The sequence below is a fragment of the Aquiflexum sp. TKW24L genome, assembly GCF_023502205.1.
Lineage (GTDB): Bacteria > Bacteroidota > Bacteroidia > Cytophagales > Cyclobacteriaceae > Cognataquiflexum.
Map to the genome: position 1 here is coordinate 107,502 of NZ_JAMFLG010000013.1, position 22,954 is coordinate 130,455.

General features: G+C 43.6%; 15 protein-coding genes. 8 read left to right on the top strand and 7 right to left on the bottom strand.

What is annotated here, in order from left to right; translation table 11 throughout:
* Positions 1 to 54 precede the first annotated feature (54 nt).
* Complete coding sequence (locus M3O96_RS10775; protein WP_249720547.1) at positions 55 to 1,623, top strand: L-serine ammonia-lyase, iron-sulfur-dependent, subunit alpha; 1,569 nt, start codon at positions 55 to 57, stop codon at positions 1,621 to 1,623.
* Between the two features lie 68 nt (positions 1,624 to 1,691).
* On the opposite strand, the gene M3O96_RS10780 is transcribed toward M3O96_RS10775, so the two are convergent.
* The 6 genes from M3O96_RS10780 to M3O96_RS10805 all read right to left on the bottom strand — a co-directional run bounded on the left by M3O96_RS10780 (position 1,692) and on the right by M3O96_RS10805 (position 10,057).
* On the bottom strand, positions 1,692 to 2,102 hold the full coding sequence (locus tag M3O96_RS10780) for a DUF1016 N-terminal domain-containing protein (protein WP_249720549.1): 411 nt from the start codon (positions 2,100 to 2,102) through the stop codon (positions 1,692 to 1,694).
* 328 nt (positions 2,103 to 2,430) lie between these two features.
* On the bottom strand, positions 2,431 to 2,838 hold the full coding sequence (locus tag M3O96_RS10785; RefSeq protein ID WP_249720551.1) for a hypothetical protein: 408 nt from the start codon (positions 2,836 to 2,838) through the stop codon (positions 2,431 to 2,433).
* Positions 2,838 to 3,254, bottom strand: coding sequence for a hypothetical protein (locus M3O96_RS10790; RefSeq protein ID WP_249720552.1), 417 nt, complete (start codon positions 3,252 to 3,254; stop codon positions 2,838 to 2,840). Before M3O96_RS10790 ends, M3O96_RS10785 begins: the two co-directional genes overlap by 1 nt.
* A gap of 220 nt (positions 3,255 to 3,474) precedes the next feature.
* A complete protein-coding gene (locus tag M3O96_RS10795; RefSeq protein ID WP_249720554.1) occupies positions 3,475 to 6,198 on the bottom strand; it encodes a DUF6797 domain-containing protein in 2,724 nt (907 codons plus the stop codon).
* Between the two features lie 340 nt (positions 6,199 to 6,538).
* Positions 6,539 to 9,706 carry a PVC-type heme-binding CxxCH protein gene (locus M3O96_RS10800; RefSeq protein ID WP_249720556.1) on the bottom strand — a complete coding sequence of 1,056 codons (3,168 nt, stop codon included), beginning with the start codon at positions 9,704 to 9,706 and terminating at the stop codon, positions 6,539 to 6,541.
* Positions 9,707 to 9,808: 102 nt separating this feature from the next.
* On the bottom strand, positions 9,809 to 10,057 hold the full coding sequence (locus M3O96_RS10805; RefSeq protein WP_249720558.1) for a hypothetical protein: 249 nt from the start codon (positions 10,055 to 10,057) through the stop codon (positions 9,809 to 9,811).
* A 127-nt stretch (positions 10,058 to 10,184) separates the two neighbouring features.
* On the opposite strand from M3O96_RS10805, the gene M3O96_RS10810 reads away from it, so the two are divergent.
* The 4 genes from M3O96_RS10810 (at position 10,185) to M3O96_RS10825 (ending at position 17,974) form a co-directional block, all read left to right on the top strand.
* Positions 10,185 to 12,566, top strand: coding sequence for a PSD1 and planctomycete cytochrome C domain-containing protein (locus M3O96_RS10810; protein ID WP_249720560.1), 2,382 nt, complete (start codon positions 10,185 to 10,187; stop codon positions 12,564 to 12,566).
* Positions 12,567 to 12,890: 324 nt separating this feature from the next.
* Positions 12,891 to 14,321, top strand: coding sequence for a DUF1501 domain-containing protein (locus M3O96_RS10815; RefSeq protein ID WP_249720562.1), 1,431 nt, complete (start codon positions 12,891 to 12,893; stop codon positions 14,319 to 14,321).
* 140 nt (positions 14,322 to 14,461) lie between these two features.
* Positions 14,462 to 17,116: a c-type cytochrome gene (locus M3O96_RS10820; RefSeq protein ID WP_249720564.1), complete on the top strand. Its 2,655-nt coding sequence runs from the start codon at positions 14,462 to 14,464 to the stop codon at positions 17,114 to 17,116.
* Between the two features lie 138 nt (positions 17,117 to 17,254).
* The gene (locus tag M3O96_RS10825) at positions 17,255 to 17,974 is read left to right on the top strand and encodes a 3-keto-disaccharide hydrolase (protein WP_249720577.1); all 720 of its coding nucleotides are present in this window, start codon (positions 17,255 to 17,257) and stop codon (positions 17,972 to 17,974) included.
* A 79-nt stretch (positions 17,975 to 18,053) separates the two neighbouring features.
* Here the strand turns inward: M3O96_RS10825 and M3O96_RS10830 are convergent, their stop codons facing one another.
* On the bottom strand, positions 18,054 to 18,839 hold the full coding sequence (locus M3O96_RS10830) for an NIPSNAP family protein (protein WP_249720566.1): 786 nt from the start codon (positions 18,837 to 18,839) through the stop codon (positions 18,054 to 18,056).
* Between the two features lie 336 nt (positions 18,840 to 19,175).
* Between M3O96_RS10830 and M3O96_RS10835 the strand changes: the two genes are divergently transcribed.
* The 3 genes from M3O96_RS10835 (at position 19,176) to M3O96_RS10845 (ending at position 22,782) form a co-directional block, all read left to right on the top strand.
* Entirely contained in the window at positions 19,176 to 20,225 is a 1,050-nt protein-coding gene (locus M3O96_RS10835; RefSeq protein WP_249720568.1) for an aldose 1-epimerase family protein, read from the top strand.
* Between the two features lie 180 nt (positions 20,226 to 20,405).
* On the top strand, positions 20,406 to 21,611 hold the full coding sequence (locus tag M3O96_RS10840; RefSeq protein ID WP_249720570.1) for a cupin domain-containing protein: 1,206 nt from the start codon (positions 20,406 to 20,408) through the stop codon (positions 21,609 to 21,611).
* A 139-nt stretch (positions 21,612 to 21,750) separates the two neighbouring features.
* Entirely contained in the window at positions 21,751 to 22,782 is a 1,032-nt protein-coding gene (locus M3O96_RS10845; protein ID WP_249720572.1) for a sugar phosphate isomerase/epimerase family protein, read from the top strand.
* The last annotated feature ends 172 nt before the right edge of the window (positions 22,783 to 22,954 follow it).

Sequence of the window (22,954 nt, forward strand, 5' to 3'; positions counted from 1 at the left end):
AAGACAATTTTCAAAGGTTTAAGTTTTATATTTAAGTAGAAAACAGAAAGTAACATGAACTATCCCAGCATATTTAATGATGTCATCGGCCCGGTGATGAGAGGTCCATCTAGTTCCCATTGTGCTGCTTCCCTCAGAATCGGGAGGATTTGCCATGACCTGATGGATGGCAGGATTTCAGAAATCCAGATTGATTTTGACCCTAACGGTTCTTTGGCTACCACGCATAAAGAACAAGGTTCGGATATGGGCTTATTCGGAGGATTTTTGGGTTGGGAAGCCTATGACGAGCGGTTGGTCAATTCCGAAATACACATCGGTGCTGCAGGGATCAAAGTAAAAATAGACATCAAAGACATACAAGCGGAGCATCCAAATACCTATAAAATCACCTTGAGCAATCCTTGGGAGACCCATCAGGTCATTGCCATTTCTACTGGCGGAGGGATGATTGAAGTCATCGAAATTGATGGTGTGAAAGTTTCCTTGGCAGGTGATTGCTTCGTTACCATGTTCTATTCCAAAGACAAACAAAAGCTGAAAAGCTACCTCCAGCAATCCGACATCCTCGGAGAAGTAGAAATTCACACGGAAGAAGGGGATTTTTTAGCCTTAAAATCCCAAAGATTTTTGGATGAAACGCTGATTGAAGAAATAAACACCATTGAAGAAGTTTCTCAAGTCAAACAGATAAAGCCTGTTTTGCCTGTCCTAACCCGGAACAACCAAACAGTCCCTTTCATTACCTGTGATGAAATGTTGGCCTACAATCAGGACAAGAATTTGAGTTTATGGGAATTGGCTGTGCGGTATGAAAGTATCCGAGGCAATATCACCTCCGTGGAAGTGCTTGCCAAAATGGAGCAAATCCGGATCATTCTCAAAAATGCAGTAGAAACCGGACTCAAAGGAACTTCCTTTGAGGATAGAATCTTGGGTCCCCAATCGGTAAAATTCAAATCCATGATGGAAGACAGAAAACTGATCAGCGGGGATGTTTTGAACCGGATTATCATGTATGTGTCCGCTATCATGGAGGTCAAGAGCTCCATGGGAGTAATCGTGGCCGCCCCTACCGCAGGATCATGTGGGGCTATGCCAGGAGCGGTATTGGGCGTGTCAGATTCATTGGGACTTTCTGATGAGGAGACAGTCAAAGCCTTGATGATCGCAGGTCTGATCGGGGTTTTTATAGCGGCACATTCCACCTTTGCGGCGGAAGTGGGAGGCTGTCAGGCCGAATGTGGTTCCGGTGCGACGATGGCAGCTGCTGCGATTGTCCATTTGGCCGGAGGCAATATCAATCAAAGCATTTCTGCTGCTTCGATGGCTTTACAGAGTTCTTTGGGTATGATTTGTGACCCGATTGGGAACAGGGTAGAAGCTCCCTGCCTCAACAGAAATGTGATGGCGGCCTCCAATGCGCTTTCATGTGCAAATATGGCCTTGGCAGATTATGACCATTTAATCCCTTTGGATGAAGTCATTGAGACCATGTATGAAGTGGGAAAAAGTATCCCAAACACCCTGAGATGTACCAATCTCGGAGGATTGTCCATTACCAAGACAGCCAAGGAAATCGAGGCGAGATTGACGCAGAAGTATTTTTATAAGAATTGTTGAGGTGAAAGATATATTAAGAGGCTATCTCCTCTAAGACAGATTTCCATATTATAAATCCTTTTTTGTTATCAGAATAATCGTGGATAATTACTTTCTATTTGTGCAACCGCTTGTTGCACAAAATCAGAAATGATGCTTTGAACCTTTGACTGAGCATGTTCAAGAGATCTTAATTTATCAGATGCCTCATTCAGCTTTTCAATCACCGGAATTGAATATTCCAGTGCAAATTTTCGCATATATTTAAGGTTTCTGACAGAAAAACCTTTTTGCAGTGGAAGTTCTTTTTTCAAATCACTACTCAGCAGATCGATCACTTTTGCTCCCCAACCTTTATTGGATTGATGTACTAATATTAACTGTCCGAGCTTCCAATAAAGAAAGAGCATCTCCTTATTAGCAGCAATGGCCGTGCGGACTTGAGCAGTACTGATTTGCTCTTTTACCAAGGAAAGAAATGCTTTATATTCTTTATCCATCAGTTAATACCGGTTTTTGTGATCAAAGTTTCTTAAGATATCTTTTTGTACGATTTTGAAAAACTCGATGGTTCTTTCATTCTAATTCCGACATCCTGAATTTTCATCCATATCACCTTCTTTATAAACATATTGAAAATGCTCTGTATAGCAGTTAAGGCTTTCCCAAACAACAATGCTGTTAGTGCTTATTTAAGCCAAACGGTTTCTTCCTCCAAGCGACCATTTATTTTGATATTGCCGTCCGGGTTTTGGTATATCAGGATATCGCTGATCATCTTTTCTTTAGAATGGAAGTAAATCTCCAACTGATTTTCCAATCGAATATTTATAATGGTATTCTCAGTGTCAATGCCGGAATCTCTCTTGGTTGTCCAGGAAGGAAAATCGGTTGATAAACTGTCTGATTTTGTAGAGATAGTTGTGCTGCCATCCTGGCATTTGAGCCTGAACTTAGAAATAATGGTACGCTTGTCATTATTGATAATAATCCTGTAACCAAAAAGAATGATTTCAGTCTCTCATTGCTTGATCCATCAGAATCGTCAAATTTTCTTGGAATTATTAAAGAAGTAACTACGAAAGTTGTACCACCTCCTACTAAAATCAAACCTGCCTTATATTGCTGATTGCTTAATTCCAATAGTTCTTGGGGTGTTGTCAGCACGGAATTAGATTGGGCAGGAGAATAAAAAGATATTCCCAATAAAATTACTGCCAGAAAATATCTTTTCATCAGTTCGAAGAATTAAGGTTAATAGTAAAGGTAAGTGCAGGATATACTTTTTGTGTTTGCGGAAGGGTGAGACCACGGACAGTTTGGGAACCCAAACTCAATTGGGCAGCTTTTCTCGCTTTTGAGGCGGAGCTTATAATAATTGGAACTCCAATAAGAGTAATTGGAATCCCAACAAATATTAGATAGGGTCCAATTCCGTCACCTGAATCAGAAGAATTGATACTAATACCTGTTGCAATAATCCCCACCGCCATCATACCTGATCCAACTAGCAAAAATGTAATTCCGGTCTTTTTTTGCTTTTCACTTTGTTTTAAGTATTCTTTTATCAAAAACTCCCTGCCATTATCTTGAGCCTGAAGATTTAAGGATAACATGAAGATGAGAGAAAAAATGAAAGTTACTTTGATCATAATCTATATGTTAATAACAATATCTGATTCCTTATTTTTAAGGTAATTTAAATGAATTACAATTGACTTACTATTTTTATAGAAAGTTTTTTTGCGCTCAAGCCTCAATACGTTGATTAAAAAATGGAATTAGAGCTTCAGTTAATAAAAAACAGGTAATTCCAATCAAGAAATAGTTTTGAAAAAACAAGGATAGACTGACGCATTTTTATAATTGATGTTAATTTCCCCCCAACTGGTGGATTGTATTCTGAATCAATCCTTCCAAGTCTTTACCATCGTCATCCTTGATCCGATATTGAATCTCCATTCCCCAAGTGGGCTTGATCTTGGGTATGATAAGCTTGATGGATTTTTTATCTTTTCCCAATTCTGCTTTTGTGACTGACAATGTTTGTTCATTGTAGTGTTTTGATCCATATTTTCTGGACCGCAACAGATCCCAGGTTTTCACCGTGTAGTGGGCGGTATCGGCGACACTTCGGATATCCAATTCATCTGTAAAGCTTAGCTCAATCCCTTTGGTAGTAGCTTTGATTCCAACAGGAATTACCAATGGCTGATCTACTTTTCTGATGCGGTAAAGCCCTCCCAACTGCGGTTGGGTGGAACCCCATGCCGACAAGCCACAGAGGTACAGTTGCTCATCGCCCGGATTGAATCGCCCACGCATTACTCCCGTAGAAAACCTCGGTATCGGCAGTTCATAGATACCTCCCTGAACTTGCTCTCCCAATGTTTCATAGGGGACGACAAAGACTTTTCCATAGCCATAGGAGAAGTTGAGCAGCTTCCCGTTCAGTGCTCCCCACTTTTTGCTATTTACCCACAAAAGCTCGGACGGTGATTGGTCCCTTTCTCTGTCTACCCAGACCAATGGCAATTCCATTCCGTTTTCAGTGCTGTCAGCAGGTGGATTAAAGCCAAACATATTTCCATAAAACCCACCTTTTTTCACCCAATTGATCCGGTTCATGGGATTCCAATGGCCTTCCTGGTCAGTCACTATGAAGCTGCCGTCAGGATTGAGACAAACTCCGTTTGCCGCCCTAAAACCGGTAGCAATGATCTCGGTCCGGAGTCCGTCTGCACTTACTTTGATCAAAGTTCCGTGCTGAGGCACCAAGGCTTCCCTGGCATGCCGGGCACTTTTTGCATAATAAAGGTTCCCTACTTTATCCGCCTGAAGTCCCATGGCAAATTCATGGAAATGGTCCGTGACCATATGGTCATTGTTGAAACTTTCATAAAAGTCGGTTTCCCTGTCTCCGTTGAAATCATGCAGACGGACAATCTGATCCCTGCAGGTAATGAAAATTTCCTCGTTGATTACTTTTATCCCCAAAGGCTGAAACATGCCTGAAGCGATCCGCTGCCAGGTAAGTTTTCCGGAATTTTTGGTAAAACCCTCTACTAGCCAAACATCTCCGTCGGTAGAACAAATCACCCCTTTGTTAGAGTCTTTGAAAAAGTCCAGTCCGCTCAACCTGAATTGATTCTTCCATAGACTGTCAAAAGGCGGATTCATAATGTCCACTTGAAAGGGACCTTCCTGCTCTCCTTGGAGGATTTCTGTGGTCAATTTTTGGGGATAACGGGCAGAACCTCCTTTGATCAGTGGATTTAAGTCCTCCGGTGGGGCCGAAGTTTTTGAATACTGCTGAAGTCCTTTCATCCCGGATTTGCCGATCAGGATTTTAACCTTCACGGATTGTGAAGGAGCTAGTTCCATGACAGTAAAGCCCCCTTGACTCTTCAAAACAGCACCTTCACCCACAAGTGCAACAGATGTCCCGCTAGGGGCAATTCTCATTTTCAAAGGTTTTTCAGATGGGGAAATATTTAAAGTCCGGGTGAAAACAGGTTGGTCCTCCAATGTTTCCAATCCAAATGTTTCCAAAACTTTTGCTTCGCCAACGGTGTAAGAGACAATCACCCGATCTTGATACTGATAAAGCCCTTTGTAATGCGTCCACTCCCGTGGCAATGGTCCAAACTTCCTTTTGTCTCTCGCTGTAAATCTTGGGTCGTCAAAAGTTCCTGTATTTGGATTAGCCCAACCGGGAGAAACGGGGTTTTCAAAATGCAGGTCGCCTACCGTTCGCGGTGAGATATTGTGACTTCCATTAAGTAGAATCGCCTGCCAATCTATGAAACCTTCTCCAGTCCAAGCCCCGGCAACCCGCATCAGGTCATGGTCAAACATCATCCAGGCATTGCCGGCTGCCACTCCACCTTTTCCCTGATCCAATCTTATGGCAATTCCTTTATAGGCAAAATTGGCTTTGACAAGGTTTTCATCCGGAAGAGGTGATGGACCTGAGGACCGTTCTCTTTCCGGGGCATTCCGTCCGACCAATTCATAGGTATTGATCAAAAAATTCCCATAGTCCATTTCTGCCCAAGGCTTGAATTCTTTAGGCGCAGGACCTGTGTTGGTCCCGGTTGGCAAACTGGCTAAAAATGCTGAATCGATTTCGAAGAATTGATCGGGGTTTTCTTTTTGCAAAAAAGTTTCTCTCAGGTAATTGATGATATCATACTTTTCTACCGGAGTCAAATTGACTTGGGGAGGCATGGACCCATATCCTCGGGTAAGGGTCTGATATATCGAATAGGGATCTTTCCCCACTTTGAAGGTATCTTCCCAAAATTTGAATGCCGTAGGAATCGATCCTACCTGTTCCGGATTTCCATGGCAATTGAAACAGGTATTATTGTAAATATGCTCCCCGGTTCTTATGGATTCGTCATGCCTGTCACCCAATGCGGTTAGGAGCCCCTTATGGTCAATGTCCTTTTCAAAGTCGGGAAGATCGGATTCCAAAAGAACAAATCCCTGATTCACATTAGATTCAGTATTTTGATCCTCTTTTCCCTGTTTGCAACCAACAACGCATAGAGAAAGGATCAAGAATTGAAGGAAAATTTTGGGTCTATTCATTTTGTGCCGCTGATAATATTCTATATCAAAACCAAATGGAAAAGTATTGAAGTTGGATTATTAAATGGTTTTTGGGTTAATGGGTTATTTGGTTAATTGATTTTAGAGCCAACCTTTTTGCGAGTAAATCCCCTATTCTTTGGTTTAAGGCTTAACTGGTTATTTGGTTAACTGAATTCCGGAGCATACCATTTTTTGAATTTGGATAGTTCCTCTAAATCGTAGTAGTTTGCTTCTGACTTCTTGCCTTTTACTCTAATTCCACACTAAGAAACTTGGTACTTGGTACATCGTACTTGGTTCCTTTTCCTCTTACCTTTCACTTCTCACCTAACATCCATCATTTCTCCATTGGATGCTCTTTAAGCAATTCGGCAGGAGAATAGAATCCCTTTTTGTCAGCAACCTTGGCCCTGACTTCTTTCACTTGTTCCGGACGAATCGGCGAAGCTTCATTGCCAAATGAGTTTCTAACATAGGTCAATACTGCGGCGATTTCATTGTCATTGAGCATGCCTTCATAAGGAGTCATCGGAACCTGTCCGGGATATTCTCTTCCCAATACAGTGATCGGACCCATCAATCCTTTCAACACAAGCTTGATCAAGCGCTCCTCACTTCCCAAAACCCAAGGCGTGCCTACGATTGGCGGAAACAAAGAAGCGGAAAGTCCACGTCCATCATTTTGGTGACAGGTACTGCAAAACCCATCTCTCGCATAGATTTCTTTGCCCATGTTATAAAGTTCAAGGTCACTTCCGGTCAACTTGGACTTGATGGTTTCTTCTTTTTTCTCCCGGACCGAAAGATCATTAATATGGGCAACGGCAGCTTCATGGGCATGAACTGACCATTTGTCCAAAGGCATTTTTTCAGCTTCAGCCAAAATCGGTAAACCCTTTTCCCGTGCCAACCAAGATGCTGCCACGATCGCCTCAAGACGAACCCTTCCATTTTCATCTTTTACAGCCTGCATGAGCAAATTAGCCTGCTCATTTACCTGATGTCCGGAGTAGCGAAGTACCCTAACAGCAGCTGCCCTTGCCCGGAAATCTTTAGCCTGAAGCAATTTCTTAAGTAAATTTTGATCAACCTTATTCAGTCCCCAAGTAACCCAAAGCCCTTCCAAAAGGTAGTGTTCATAATTCGGATCTTTCTTGTCGAGTTTAGAAACCCAATATTCCACTGCAGGAAGCACCTCTTTTGGGTCCCTTCCTCTAAGTTCACGGCGGGTGCGGTATCGAGACCTGAACTCTGGTAATTTCAGATTATCAAGCAACTCCGGAATGGAAGCCCCATAGACTTTCGCCGGAGTGACCAAAGGACGCGATGGATACGTAACCCTATAAACCCTGCCATGCACGTGGTCACGGAGTGGGTCACGGGCATTGTGCTGCATGTGTCCGATCAGGACATTGTGCCAATCGATAAAATAGAGGGACCCATCAGGTGCGAACTCCATGTCCACGGGACGGAAATTACGGTCAGATCCTTTGACAATATCCTGTCTGAATTTGGTGATAAAACCAGTCCCTTCTTCCAAAACCTGGTGCTGCTTCATTCCCAAAAACCCAATGGTATTGGCGATCAGCATGTCTCCCTGAACTTCATCCGGGAAGTGTCGGCTGGAGACGAATTCCAATCCTGAAGTCGGACGGACACGATGCGCTTCTTCGATCAGGTTTTCAGATTTGTGGGTAGCTTCACCATATCTAGGCAAGACCGATCCCGGCATCATCCACCTTACATCGGGACCGGAAGTTTCAGCGAAGAAATTTTGCCCCCAATCGTCAAAAGCGATTCCCCAAGGATTGGGTATCGACAACTGTGCAGTGCGCTCAAGATGGCTTCTAGCAGGATTGAATCTATAAAAACCTCCATTTGTAGCCCGGACAGGACCATAGGAAGTTTCGACATTGGTATGCAAAAAGACTCCCTCAGCCATATAAATAGCACCTGAGGGATCTGCTGAGAAAGCCGAAATCACGTGGTGCGTATCGTGGTCATCAAAGCCGCTTAGGAGTGTTTCAATCTTATCGGCTTTGTCATCCCCATCTGTGTCAATCAGAATTTTTAGGTTGGTGCCCTGCGAAATATAAACTCCTTCAGGAGCAATCTCAAAACCCATCGGCAGGTGCAATCCGTCTGCAAAAATGATTTGCTTGTCTGCTTTGCCATCGTTATTGGTATCCTCTAAGATGATGATTTTGTCATTTGGCTTTGAATCTCCAGGTTTGTAATGGGGATAAGTTGGGATAGTAGCTACCCAAAGTCTGCCTTTGTTGTCAAAACTCATCTGCACAGGATTGGCCATATCAGGAAACTCCACTTCAGAAGCAAAAAGCTCGATTTTGTAGCCTTCGGGAACAGTTAGCTTGTCCAAAGCATCCTGACCGTAGAGGTATTCCGTACTTCCGTTTTGTTCGGGATTGTAATTGGTCTCCACAGGAGGCAATATTCTGGTATTTTTGTCTGCAGCGGCAAGGTCCATTTTCTCCCCTTTTGCAGCTTTCCAGATTGCCTCATCACGGATGGCGGTCATCTGACGGATTTTTTCCAATTCGGCAGGATAATTATCAGGCCCAAATGGAGCGTACCGACGTCCAAAAACGTGGACTCCATTTGGGATTTTGTAGTCATTGTGCCACATCCAGTTTTTCTCCATCACCATCTCATGGATCAAAGTGCGGTGTTCTTCCGCCGTGGATTTTCCATCTCCAAAAATCTCATCAGCAAGTAAAGCTGCAAACATTTTATATCCTTCTTCATTCAGTTGAGAACCGTCAATGGTCAAAGGTTCCGCACTCGAATCATACCAATCCTGCGAAGGACCAAAGGCATCCACAAACATAACATTGTTCCTTTCGGTAATTTCCTTCATCGCTTGGGTGTACAGCGCTAGATTTTCATTCTCCTTTTCGCCATTCGGCAAATCCCTGATATCTGAAAGGTCCTCAAAAGCGATGGGTGAAATGATGGCTAGTTTGGGAGCGGCCTTCCCATTGTACTGCTGCTTGAGAGTATGCTTGATAAAAGCATCGAGTTCTCCTTCATAATTGTCCAATCCATCCGGACCCTGAAAGGATTCATTGTAACCAAAAAACGCCAGAATCACATCAGCCTGATGCCTAGTAAGCCATTCATCCGGAGATTCAAAATGCCCCTCAGAACCTGATTTGTTGGCATATTCAGTCTGGAATTCCTCCGCTCCGGGAAACGCCCAAGGTGATTCCCTGCCCGAATGCGGTCTGAATCCCGGGGTATTTCCTCCATCAGCCATATTCCTGATGTAGAGTAAACTGTCTGGATACCGCACATGCATTTCTGTCTCAAATTGCCCATAATCCATCATCCTGGAGGCAAGGTTGTTACCGATTAGGATAATGTGGGAACCCTTGTTAAAATCAAGTGATTCGGATTTTTTGCATTGGTAAAAAATTGTAGATACTAACAAAATCAAGGTGATTTTTAGCAATCTTTTGCCGCTGTTTTTGATTGGGTTCATCATAAGTGATTTCCTTTATACATATTGCCCTAAATGGTCCTCTCGGGCATTGGTGGTTTTTTTTGAATGATAAAAGTTTTTTTTATTTCCCAGTATTCTATCCTGTCATATCCTGTTTGCAAGCATAAACCCGGTTGGTGAATTTCCCTTTAAGGTATACACATGGAAATCAAATAGCAAACAGGAATTGGCAGTCGGCAAAAAGATATTATGTATGAGCGCAATGATGCCGGAAGATTGAATATCCATTTTAATTCTGGTCCGATAACTGAAATGCCCGACACATCTGTCTTCCGACTTCGGTCTTCCGTCCTGACTGAAGAAGGATATACCGTTTCTGGCTAAGAGGCACATCCATTAAAACTATTTTAATATCCCTTTGAAAAAGAGAAACGTGAAAGTACAGGATGGATTTTTATCTAAAAGAGAAGAAAATTAGGATTAGGATTTCTTAATCAAATCAATTCAGTTAAATTTTAAGATGATTTCAGAAAGTTTTTGGCTTTGGCAGTTTTTGGGAAGGCTCCATCCTATGGTGGTGCATTTTCCTATTGCCTTGCTGCTTTTTGGTGCTTTGCTGGAATTATTTACCATCGATAAATTCCAATCCAAATTACGGCCAGGCATCAACCTGATGGTTATGGCAGGGGCTGCCTCTGTGCTGATTGCGGCTGTCTTTGGTCTTTTGCTCGCAAACAATGAAGCTGTAGAAGGTGACCTGTTTGACATTCACCGATGGTTAGGAATTGGATCTGCCATTTTTAGTGTAGCTGTTCTTTACTTTTTGAATCAGGTTGGGAAGAAAAACCAAACCGCAAAAATCAAAGCTTACCGGACTGTTCTATTTATAGCCGCATTTGGAGTCGGAATCTCGGGACATTTTGGAGCGTCGCTTACACATGGAGAAGATTTTTTGACTGAAACTTTTCCTTGGAACAACAGCAATACTTATGATTCCGGTAGTTTTGACTTGGCTGCTTACGAAAGCGGTGCATCGGGATTAAGTCCCGAAAAAGAAATGCAGTTGATCGGAGAAGTCCGGACTGTCTTGGCGCACAACTGCTACAAATGTCACAGCGGCGCAAAAACCGAAGGGGAATTGAGGCTTGATGAAAGGGAGTTTGTCTTCCAAGGGGGAGAATCTGGTGCTGTTATTTCACCCGGAAATCCTGATGAAAGTGAGCTCTTCCGCAGGATCAGCCTTCCAAAAAACCACAAGGATGCCATGCCTTCCAAAGGAAAGCATTTGAGTAAGGAGGAAATTGATCTGATCGGTTTTTGGATTGCAAAAGGCGCACCTTGGCCCGATGGCGCCGAGCAAAAGAGTGTGTATCGCGTGGCTGAATTGGCGTCGAGAAAACCGGCACTACCGCCTGCCACTGCAGGACTTGAAAATCCCGTTGACCTTTGGGTGAATACTTATTTCGAAGAAAATGACCTTACATGGCAAGCGCCTGTCGATGACAGGACTTACCTCCGCAGAATCTACCTCGACGTGGTGGGATTGGTTCCGAGCCCGGAAGAATTGGCTTCATTTACTAAAGATTCCAATCCGGACAAAAGAGCGGTTTGGCTGCGGAAGTTGCTTGACAAAAACAATGACTATGCTACCCATTGGCTGACATTTTGGAATGATGCCTTGCGAAATGACTACACCGGAACCGGTTACATCACCAATGGCCGCTACAACATTACCGATTGGCTTTACAAATCCCTGCAAAGCAATAAGCCTTACGATGTTTTTGTCAAAGAATTATTGAATCCCACCGATGCTTCCAAAGGATTTATCGAGGGAATCAGGTGGAGAGGAACAGTCAATGCCAGCCAACGAACTGAGATGCAGGCCGCCCAAAATGTCGGTCAGGTGATCTTGGGACTCAACCTCAAATGTGCTTCCTGTCACGATAGCTTTATCAGCGATTGGAAATTGGAGGAGGCCTATGCCTTCGCAAATATTTTTGCGGATTCTACTTTGGAAGTAAGCAGGTGCGAAAAACCGATCGGAAAATTGGCAAGTACCAAGATCCTTTGGGAAGAACTTGGCGAGATGGACAGCAGCGCCACCCGCGCAGAAAAATTGAGGCAGTTATCAGAATACCTCGTCCAACCGGCCAATGGTAGGATGTACCGTACCATCGTCAACCGTATCTGGAAACAGATGATGGGCCGCGGCATGGTCGAGCCCGTGGACGAAATGGACAATGAACCTTGGAGTCAAGACCTCCTTGATTGGCTCGCTTCGGATTTTGTGGAGAACAATTACGATCTCAAGGAATTGATTTTCCTGATCGGCACCTCCAAAATCTACCAATCGCCCTCCTTTGGAGTGAAAAGCCCTGACATCTTCCTAGCCGATGATTATGTGTTTGCGGGAATGGTCCGGCGAAGGATGACTGCCGAGCAATTCTCCGATGCGGTCAGTCAGGTTTTCAGTCCTGTTTTTGAAGAAAAAGACCTCAAATACAATCCAAGTCAGCTTCTCACTGAGCAAAGTTCCAACATCACCTATACGCGAGCTTCCCTTGTCGCCAACAATAGCTTTCTAACCGCTCTCGGTAGACCAAACCGGGAGATTGTCTCCACCAACCGTGATTCACAGGCGAGTTTGCTGCAGGCTTTGGAATTGACCAATGGAGAGCGGCTGAACACTGTTTTGCAAAAAGGAGCAGCACAATGGAAAGAAAAATACCAAAACGGGCCGACCATTATAGCAGAGGTTTACAACAAAGCATTGCTCCGAAAACCAACCAAAAAGGAAAGTGAAATCGCATTGGCGGCTTTGGGGAACTCTCCGGATGTGGGTCAGATACAGGATTTCTTTTGGGCAATTGTATTATTACCTGAATTCCAATTGATCTATTAACCCTACTTTAAAAATTAAGAAAGAGATGGCGAATTGCAGATTCAATACATAAATGCCTTAGGGAAGTTAAAACAATTTTGAAGAATTACCAGCGAACTCACGTCTCTTTAGGGACAAAATATAGGTAGAAACATTTCGATTATGGAGATTTCCCGTGCCTTTAGGTACGGAATCTATGTTGTACCTAAAGGCACAAAAGTGGCGTAATTGATCCTTTTATTTTACCCATATAGAGTCCCTACGGGACTTAAGATTATGTTAAGTTTGGGGATTTAAAATTAAAAACAGGCAACTGAAAATTAAAAAAAGAAGACTACAGGAAATATGAATACCAATCTAAACAGAAGGGATTTTTTGAAAAAAACCAGCGCAGCCGCCATCGCTGCCATGGCTGCGGGTGCTCCTTTTGCAGGTTTGATGTCATCTTGCAATTCCAAAATCACCATTCCAGCTACTGCGGACACGGTCATTTTGCTATTTATGGCCGGAGGGATGGCCCACACCGAAACCTTTGATCCCAAAAAATACACCCCATTCCGGAAAGGCATGCAATCAAGCGAAGTGCTGAGTACCTTTCCTTCCGTTCCGACTGTTTTGGACGGTATCCATTTTTCAGAAGGACTGGAATCTATCGGAAAAATCATGGATAAAGGAACGCTGATCCGCTCCTATGTTGCTGCCGACCTCGGACATATCCTGCATACCCGCCACCAATACCATTGGCATACCTGCTACGAACCGCCGCAATCGGTAGTCGTACCCCATCTCGGTTCTTGGATTGCCAAAGAATTGGGTCCGCTCAATCCTGTCATTCCTCCATTTATCAATATCGGCCAAAGGTTTACTGTCGGTGAAGGAGAAGAGTTGAAAGCATTTCACAGTGCGGGATTTCTTGGAAGTGAGTTTGGGCCTTTTCTGATTCCCGATCCCACCTCGGGTCTTGAAAGCGTGAGGCCTCCGGTGGGAATGTCTACCAATAGGTTTGAGTCTAGAAACCAACTCTATGAAAATCTGATCAAAGAAAGTGCCATGGGGGAATTTGGCAGTGATTTCCAAAAGGAATCCCTCAAAAGATCCATGGAACAAGCCTACATGCTCTTGAATTCTCCCGAGGCCAAAGCTTTTGACCTGACGCAGGAACCAAAGGAAAGCTACGACAAATACAACAATGGAAAATTTGGATTGGGTTGCCTTTTGGCAAAAAGACTGGTCGATCAGGGAGCAAGATTTATCAGTGTGACGACTGAATACGAACCGTTTTTCGGTTGGGATACCCATGACAATGGCCATACCCGATTGAAGGACATGAAGAAAATGATCGATGCGCCAATATCTCAATTGATAAAAGATCTGGATGAAAGCGGCAGGTTGGAACGCACGATGGTAATCGTCGCGAGTGAATTCAGCAGAGACATGTTGACAGAAGGCAGACCCGACCTAAAAGTCTTGGATCAGGTAGAAGTTCCGGAAATCATCGAAGACATGAAAAACTACGGCATGCACCGACATTTTACAGATGGTTGCTCAGTGTTGATGTTTGGCGGGGGAATCAAAAGAGGTCATGTATTTGGCAAAACGGCCGATGAGCGCCCCTGCAAAACCATAGAAAATCCCATCAAAATAAATGACCTCCACCAAACCGTTTATCATTCATTGGGCATTGCTCCGGACACGAATTATATCATCGAGCAGCGGCCCTTCTATACCACACCGGATGGACATGGAAAAGCTGAAATGAAATTGCTGAAGGGGTAAGTCCAATAAAAGACCTGAAAAGTATATCCATGAACGGTTTTACTTGAAAATCTATTTGAGCTAAATTGAAATGAAATTTCTACTACCATAAAACCCAATCAAACAAACCATCAACCGAACAATTTCAATCCCAAAAAAATATGTCCTACATCAAATTACCCTTTAAATTCCTGAGCCTTTTCTTGGTCACAGGAATTCTCTTTTCCTGCAACAAAGGGACGGAAGAAAGCAAACCCCTCCATCCCAAAGTTGCCAAATTAAAGTTACCTGAAGGCTTCAAGGCTGAACACATTTACAGTCCCGGAGAACACGAGCAGGGCTCTTGGGTCGGGATGACTTTTGATGACAAAGGCCGTATGATTGCCACAGACCAATATGGTGCTTTGTACCGCTTGGAAATCCCGGTGATCGGTTCTGATTCTTTGGCACCCAAAGTAGAAAAACTTAAGATCGGTACCGGACCTGAAGACAAGATCGGAATGGGTTTTGCGCAAGGTGTACTTTTTGCTTTCAATAGCCTTTACGTCATGGTCAACCACAATGCCAATGAGACTTTTGACAAAGGAACCGGTCTTTACAGACTTCAGGATCTGGATGGAGATGACCAATACGAGCAGATTACGCTGCTCAAATCTCTTCAGGGCGAACCAGGAGAACATGGACCGCACAGCATGATTTTGTCACCTGATAAGAAGTCGATATTTATTGTGGCAGGAAACCATGTCGATGTCCCTGAAATGAATGCCTATAGAATCCCAAGGGTATGGAATGAAGACAATGTATTTCCTTTGATCAAAGATCCTCGTGGACATGCCAACAGCCGCATGGCACCCGGAGGATGGATTGCTGAAATCGATCCTGAAGGAAAAAATTGGGAGTTGTTCAGTGTAGGATATAGAAATGCCTACGACATCGCTTTCAATGAAGCGGGAGAATTGTTTACCTACGATTCGGATATGGAATGGGACTTTGGAATGCCTTGGTACAGACCTACCCGAATCTGCCACGTGACGAGCGGAAGCGAGTTTGGCTGGAGAACAGGCAACCAAAAATGGTCTCCCAATTACCCTGACAACTTGCCTGCCACATTGAACATCGGACAAGGTTCTCCTACAAACGTGATGTTTGGAACAGGTTCAAAATTCCCTGAGAAGTACCAAAAAGCACTTTATACTTTTGATTGGAGTTTTGGGATTATTTATGCGGTCACCTTGACTCCATCAGGTGCTACTTATTCTGCTTCAGCTGAGGAGTTTATTTCAGGTTCACCATTGGCACTGACCGACGGAGCCATCGGTCCTGACGGAGCTATGTATTTTATGACGGGAGGAAGAAGGTTGGAGTCCGATGTTTACCGGGTGTATTACGCAGGGGATGAAGATACCGAAGTAAGCAGCGCATCAGCTGAAGTTCCTGAAGCCTTTCAAACCCGAAGAAAACTGGAAGAATTCCACACCGGAGGACCCAAAGCTGGAGCGGTGGATTTTGCATGGCCTTACCTGAAGGATGAGGACAGGTTTATCCAATATGCGGCAAGAATCGCATTAGAGCATCAACCCATCAGTGAATGGAAAGACAAAGCTTTGGCTGAAACAGATCCAAAAATCCTGACCCAAACCATGATTGCCATGGCAAGACATGCTGACAAATCCCAGCAGCCACAGATGCTTCAGGCAATGATGGGTGTAAATTATGGAAGTCTGAGCAATACTGATAAGCAAAACCTGATCCGTGCCTTTGAACTGACGCTGTTCAGACAAGGTGTCCCTGCAGGAGATTTAAAGTCTCAGCTAGTGGCATACCTGAATCCTAATTTCCCTTCAAATGACAATCACCTTGACAGGGCTTTGAGTAAAGTCTTGGTCTACATCGATGCTCCGGAGGCTGTTTCCAAAACTTTGGCATTGTTGAAAGTGGCCAAGGACGATGCGGAATATCAGAAGACATTTACTTCTTCTTCGGATTTGATCTTGAGAAATCCCCAATACGGATTGGACATTGCGGAAATGCTCGCGAGTGTTCCTCCGGCTCAGCAATCCTATTTGGCTACGGTTTTGGGAAATGCCAAAACGGGTTGGACACCTGAATTGCAGGAAGAATATTTCACCTGGATCCATGACGCCTTCCAATACAAAGGAGGTAGAAGCTATGTCGGATTCATTGACAGGGCTAGGAAAATGGCTTTGACACATGTGCCCAAATCTGATTTTGACAAATACAATGACATGTCGGGAGCTTCCATGCTGACCGGTAGTGGCAATGACCTTATCGTCAGTGATGTGCAGCCTGTCGGTCCGGGAAAAAGATGGACTGTGGAAGAAGCTTTGCCATTGATGGCGGATCTCAAAGGAAGGGATTTGGTCAAAGGTCAAGCCATGTACGCCGCAACATTATGCCAATCCTGCCATACCATGAAGGGTGAAGGAGGAATTGTCGGTCCGGACCTGACACAGTTGGGGACGAGGTTCTCAGCAAAGGACATTCTCGATGCGACCATCAATCCAAACAATACCATCTCCGACCAATATGCCGCCACCATTTTCTATCTGGCTGACGGTAGTTCGGTTTTAGGTAAACTGACGAATGAGGACGCAGACAAATATTTCATTTCCCAAAACCCCTTTGCTCCAGATGTGCTCAGGGAGATCGCCAAAAAAGATGTTAAGAATAAAAAACTTTCCGACATCTCTGTCATGATGCCCGGAATGATCAACAGGCTCAATGAGGAGGAATTAAAGGACTTGATGGCTTACCTGATTTCAGGTGGAAATGCTGAGCATGAAGTTTATAAATAATTGAAAAAATTCATTCATTTAAAGCATTCAACATAAAATCAAATGAGAAGCCAAGTCTATTTGACAAAAATATCTGCAGTGGCATTTCTGGCATTTGCCTGTCTTGCATCATGTAACAATCCCGCTCACAATACCGAAATGAAAAGCGGGGAACCGGGTATTGTCCCGGCAACTGCAAGTCCTGAACCTGCCGGTTTTGTATCCATCTTTGATGGGAAAAGCCTCGCAGGATGGGAAGGCGATTCGACATATTGGCGGGTGGAAGGTGGCAATATTGTAGGCGAAATTACACCTGAGACCATTCTTGAAGCAAATTCCTTTTTGATTTGGCAGGGCGGTGAACCATCGGATTTTGAACTCAAACTTGAAGTGAATATCACCAAGGATGGCAATTCCGGCATCAATTACCGGAGTGAAAGATTCACAGAGCTTCCTTTTGCATTGCGTGGTTATCAGGCGGATATTGATGGCAAAAATGCTTATACCGGACAAAACTACGAAGAAAGAAAGCGCACCACTTTGGCCTATATCGGTCAGAAAACCACCATCGATCCCCAAACTCCGGCAGGAGAATTAAGGGATAACATTGAAAGAAATGCGTGGAAGGGTCTTCGCGTTACCGAAGAATTGGGAGATCCTGATTCCTTAAGAACGCTGATCAAAAGTGAGGATTGGAATATGATCCATCTTGTGGTCCAAGGCAATGTGATGAAGCACTTTGTCAATGGTATCCTAATCAGTGAAGTGGTGGATGAAGACACTGTCAACAGGAGTTTGAAGGGGCTTTTGGGAATTCAGGTCCATGTAGGTCCTCCGATGCAGGTCAAATTCCGCAATATCCAATTGAAGGAGCTATAAGGATTTTCGTTTCTTACCAATAAAAAAAGGTCCAATATGATAAAACATGTTGGACCCTTTCCATTCACATTACAATATTCTAGATATCCGAATAGTCAGTCGGATAAAGCAGTCGGGTATCATTTTTAGAAACTGTATTTTGGTATTCCTCCATCACTTTCATCCTGTCCCAATCCGGGTCAGTTCCAAAAGCTTTCCAATGCGCGTCCCTTGATTCCATGTTGGGGAATGTCGTCATGTACATCAAATTGGGCATTTGGGCACCTGCCAATGTCTCAGCAAAAAATATAGGATTGAAATCCAATTTTAGGAAAATGTCAATTTCTCCTTCGTTGAACATTTTTACTTTCTGTCTATACAATCTTTCTGTTGCGGCCTCATAACTTCTCAATTCATATATTCTGTCTTTTTTTGGCCCTTCCACATTTGATTCCGTGAATCTTGGCGTGCTGGAAAAAGCTTGTAGCAAGGAAGTTTCCGTTCTTTTGTAGGGGGGATTATTATGGGGAGCATTGATATAGTCTTTTCCTGCTCCAAGGTAAGTGGCATCTTTATCCAACTTTGCCTGCAGGCCCACATATTCCTTCATGGACTTATAAGGGATCCATAAGTAGATTTTTTTGCCGGCATCTGGTTGACTTGCAATCGGTTTGAAAACACCGACTTTGTCTATACCATTTCTATGCAAGGCAGGCAGCAAAGCATTTTGCAAATAATTGTCAATCTGGCTTTCTTGACTTTTATTTTCGATATGGTAAATCCTCAATTCATAATAATCTCTTTTTTTACTTTGGGCAGAAACTTCCAAAACAAGAAAGAAGCAAATGATCCCAAAAAGGACCGGAAGTGTTTTAATGGTTTTCATTTATTTTTAGGTTTAAGTCAATTCTAAGATAATCAAATTTATCCTTCAATGGAGAACGTATTGATGATATGCATCTATTTTTTATGAATGGGTAAAAAGGTGAAAAATGGATTTCGTAATTTTTACACACAGTATTTCTCAAGACCAAAATCAATGAGACGGTAATTATAAATGGCACAGTGCATTTTCTGTTTGCAAATTGACTAAAAAGAGTTTTTGGCTTTTTTGTGGTTGATAAATAGTTAATTTTAAGACTAGTCCCAACCAACCTGACAGAACAGGATACTGACAAAGATTTGAGTTGATAAATTGAATTTTGAATATCTTACCTGATATATGAGCGATTTGAATGAGCTGAAGAAGTCCACCTGGAAAAACAAAATCTCCAACTCCAAGCAATTGGGTGGGATCGAAACTTCCGTTTTGGACAATGGATTGGGGAAAGGAGTTCGGATCGCTTGGATCAATACCGGAACGGGACTGAGATATAAAGTAGTACTTGACAGAGGAATGGACATCTCCGATGCCTTCTTCAATGCACACAGCCTTGCTTGGATCAGCCATGCAGGAGTCACTTCACCCCAACCGTTTTCAAATAAAGGGATAGATTGGCTGAGGACATTTGGAGGAGGATTGTTGACCACCTGCGGGCTTTCGCATGTTGGCGGTCCCGAATCTGATGAATTTGGAAATAGAGGATTACATGGAAATGCAAGTAATATCCCTGCCGAAATCACATCCATCATTCAACCTGATCCTCTCAATGGAAACATGGAAATGAGCATTACCGGGATCATTCGGGAGACTACCTGCTTTGGCCCATCATTGGAAATGAAAAGAACCATTTCGGGCGTTTTAGGAGAGCCTGTTATAAAGGTCAGGGATGAAATCACCAACCTTGGCAATACGCCGGCACCTCACATGTTGCTCTATCATTTGAATTGCGGTTGGCCGCTGATTGATGAAGGAACAGATATCGTGTGGGAAGGAAATTGGCATTCGATGGACAACGATCCGAACAACAGGATTTTCAACCCGAATAATAACTTCAAGAAATGCCCTGCGCCGATGGATGCCCATGCAGGATTTGGCGAAGATGTAGCCTTCATTGATCCAAAAGCCGATGAAAACGGAAAAAGTAACTGCGGATTTGTCAACCGAAATCTTGGAATCGGACTTTCACTGACGTTCAATAAAAATCAATTGCCATGGCTGATCAACTGGCAGCATTGGGGCAAAGGTGAATATGTAACTGCGCTCGAGCCGGCCACCAATCCACCAATCGGCCAAAGCGATGCAAGAAAAAACGGAACACTGATCCTATTGGAACCTAAAGAAAAAAGAGTCTATGACCTAGAGATTAGGGTTTTGACAATGGATAAATAGATTGAAGAATTCCTCAGAATAAATGAATTAATCTGAATTGACAACTTGCAAATCTCAAAGTATTACTACCTAAATAATATCCATGAATATCCATCCCGATAGCTATCGGGATCCATTAATATCGAATAAAAAGTATAAAGAATATAAATCAACCAACAACCCAATAACCAAAAAATAACCATGAGTTTGGCAAAAAAAGCATTAGACCAAGGAGAAGGAATTCTGAGATTGACCCCAACATGGGTGCCGCGTTCTTTTTGTGTTCCAGGAAGGCGGATCAAACTCCATCCTGATGATTACTACGCACTTGGGGGAGCCCGTGGGGGAATTGATGAGCGTTGGTTTTCATCGACTACTGCCGCGCAAAACGGACCTTTGACCAGTAAAAATGAGGGACTCAGCCACATTGCCTTTGAAGACAGTGGCAAAACCGAGCTTTTTTTGTTGAAAGATGCCATAGCCGACATCGGGGCCAAAATCATCGGTGACAGGCTATGGGACAAATACAAATCATGGCCGATGTATTCCAAGTTTTTTGACAATATGGGCCCGCTTCCTCACCATATCCATCCAAGTGATGAATTCGGTGCGCTGACAGGACAAAACGGAAAGCCCGAAGCATACTATTTTCCACCGCAGGTGAATAACCACGGCGGGGATTTCCCCTATACTTTCTTCGGAATTGCACCGGGGACATCCAAGGAAACCATATTAGACTGTCTGAAAAACTTCAATAAGGGAGACAACAAGATCACCAATTATTCACAGGCATTCCGACTACAGCCCGGAACAGGCTGGGACGTGCCTCCCGGAATGCTGCATGCACCCGGAAGTTTGTGTACCTATGAACCCCAAAAAGCTTCTGATATTTTTGCCATGTACCAGTCTTTGGTCAATGAGGCAATTATTCCAGATGAACTCCTGTGGAATGCCACGCCAAAAGACCGGATCGGAGATTATGAGTTGCTGTTGGAGATGATCGACTGGGATTTGAATGTCAATCCTAACCTGATGGACAACCACTACATGGAACCAAAGCCCGTGCATGACGCCGAGAAAATGCATGCTGCAGGATACCATGAATCTTGGATTTGCTATCGCTCTCACGACTACAGTGCCAAAGAACTAACCGTCTTTCCGGGTCAGACCGTAACCATTACTGACAATGCCGCTTATGGTATGATTATGATGCAGGGCCATGGAAAAATGGGTGCTTGGGATATCGAAACCCCGGCATTGATCCGGTTTGGACAGTTGACCCATGACGAATATTTCGTCAGCGAAAAGGCCGCTATGGCCGGTGTCAAAATCACAAACCATTCAAAAACCGACCCCATTGTCATGCTGAAGCATTTCGGTCCTGACAATCCGGATTTGAAGCTTTGATAGCTTTAGTACAAAGTATCAAGTACCAAGTAAAAATGAGATAAGGAGCGAGAAAAGCTCAGATTCTGAAATCAGTTAACCAGTTAATCAAATAACCATAAATCCATCCAATAACCATTAACAAATAACCAAAATAACCATGTCCCAAAATAACTATCCAAAATTACACAATGCGACTTGGCCGGGTATTGTGGGGAAAGGCCCCGACTCAGAGCCAATCATTTCATTTGATGACATGCTGCAATCCACCGCCGCCGCAGAAGTCAACGGGGTAAAGTTTGACGGTATTGATATCGGACTTTTTGATCCACATATTGATCTGGATATGTCTGATGACGGTATCAAGAGATTGGCAGAAAAAGTACAGAAACTCAACCTGAATATAGGAAGCCTTGTTGCTCCGATTTGGGGTGGACCTGCTATGGGAAGTAAGGAAGACCGTGCGCTGTTTGTGGAAATGGTCCGCAAATCATGTGTTTTCGGTCAAAAACTCAAAGACCTTGGTGTGAGACCTTACGGAATAGTAAGGATCGATTCGGCTAGCAGTGTTGAAAACTGGGCCAAGGACCCGATCAACAATACCAAACTGATTGCACAGACATTCAGAGAAGCCTGTGATGTGGCTGCGGATTATGGAGAAAAACTCGCTGCCGAAGGTGAAATCTGCTGGGGTGGCATGCACAGTTGGAGGGCGATGGTGGATACCCTTGATCAGACCAACAGGCCAAACATCGGATTCCAGGCGGATATGTCACATACTTTCCTCTACATGCTGGGCTACAACAGTCCTGATGACAGGATTCTTCCAAAGAACTTTGACTGGAATGACAGGGAAACATTGGATGAAGCATTCAAAAAATTGACAAAAGCACTACGACCTTGGACCATTGATTTTCATGTGGCACAAAATGACGGTACAGTTTTCGGTTCGGGCTCGCATGACAAAACCGGAAGACATTGCTTGGCTAACGATCCAAATGGCAAGCTTGACATTGCCAAGGATGCGGGCCATTGGTTGCGAAATGCAGACGGCGTGCTGACCAAAGCTTTCCAGCATATTTGTTGGGATGGCTGTATGTTTCCCAATGCCGTGATGGGCAAACAGCAGACATGGAACGACATCCTTGCCAAAATGATCGAAGTACGCAATGCACATGGTTGGGAGTGTTAGGAAGTACGAGGTTGGAAGTATGAGGTAAATGGTAAGAGGTAGAAGGTGGGAAGTAAATAGTAAAAGGTTGGTAAGAAGTTTGAAGTGGGAAGTAATAAGGAGGATTTTAAATTCTTTCCAACTTTAAAACATTGCAACTTTTAAACTTTCTAACCCTTTGAATTTTCAAATC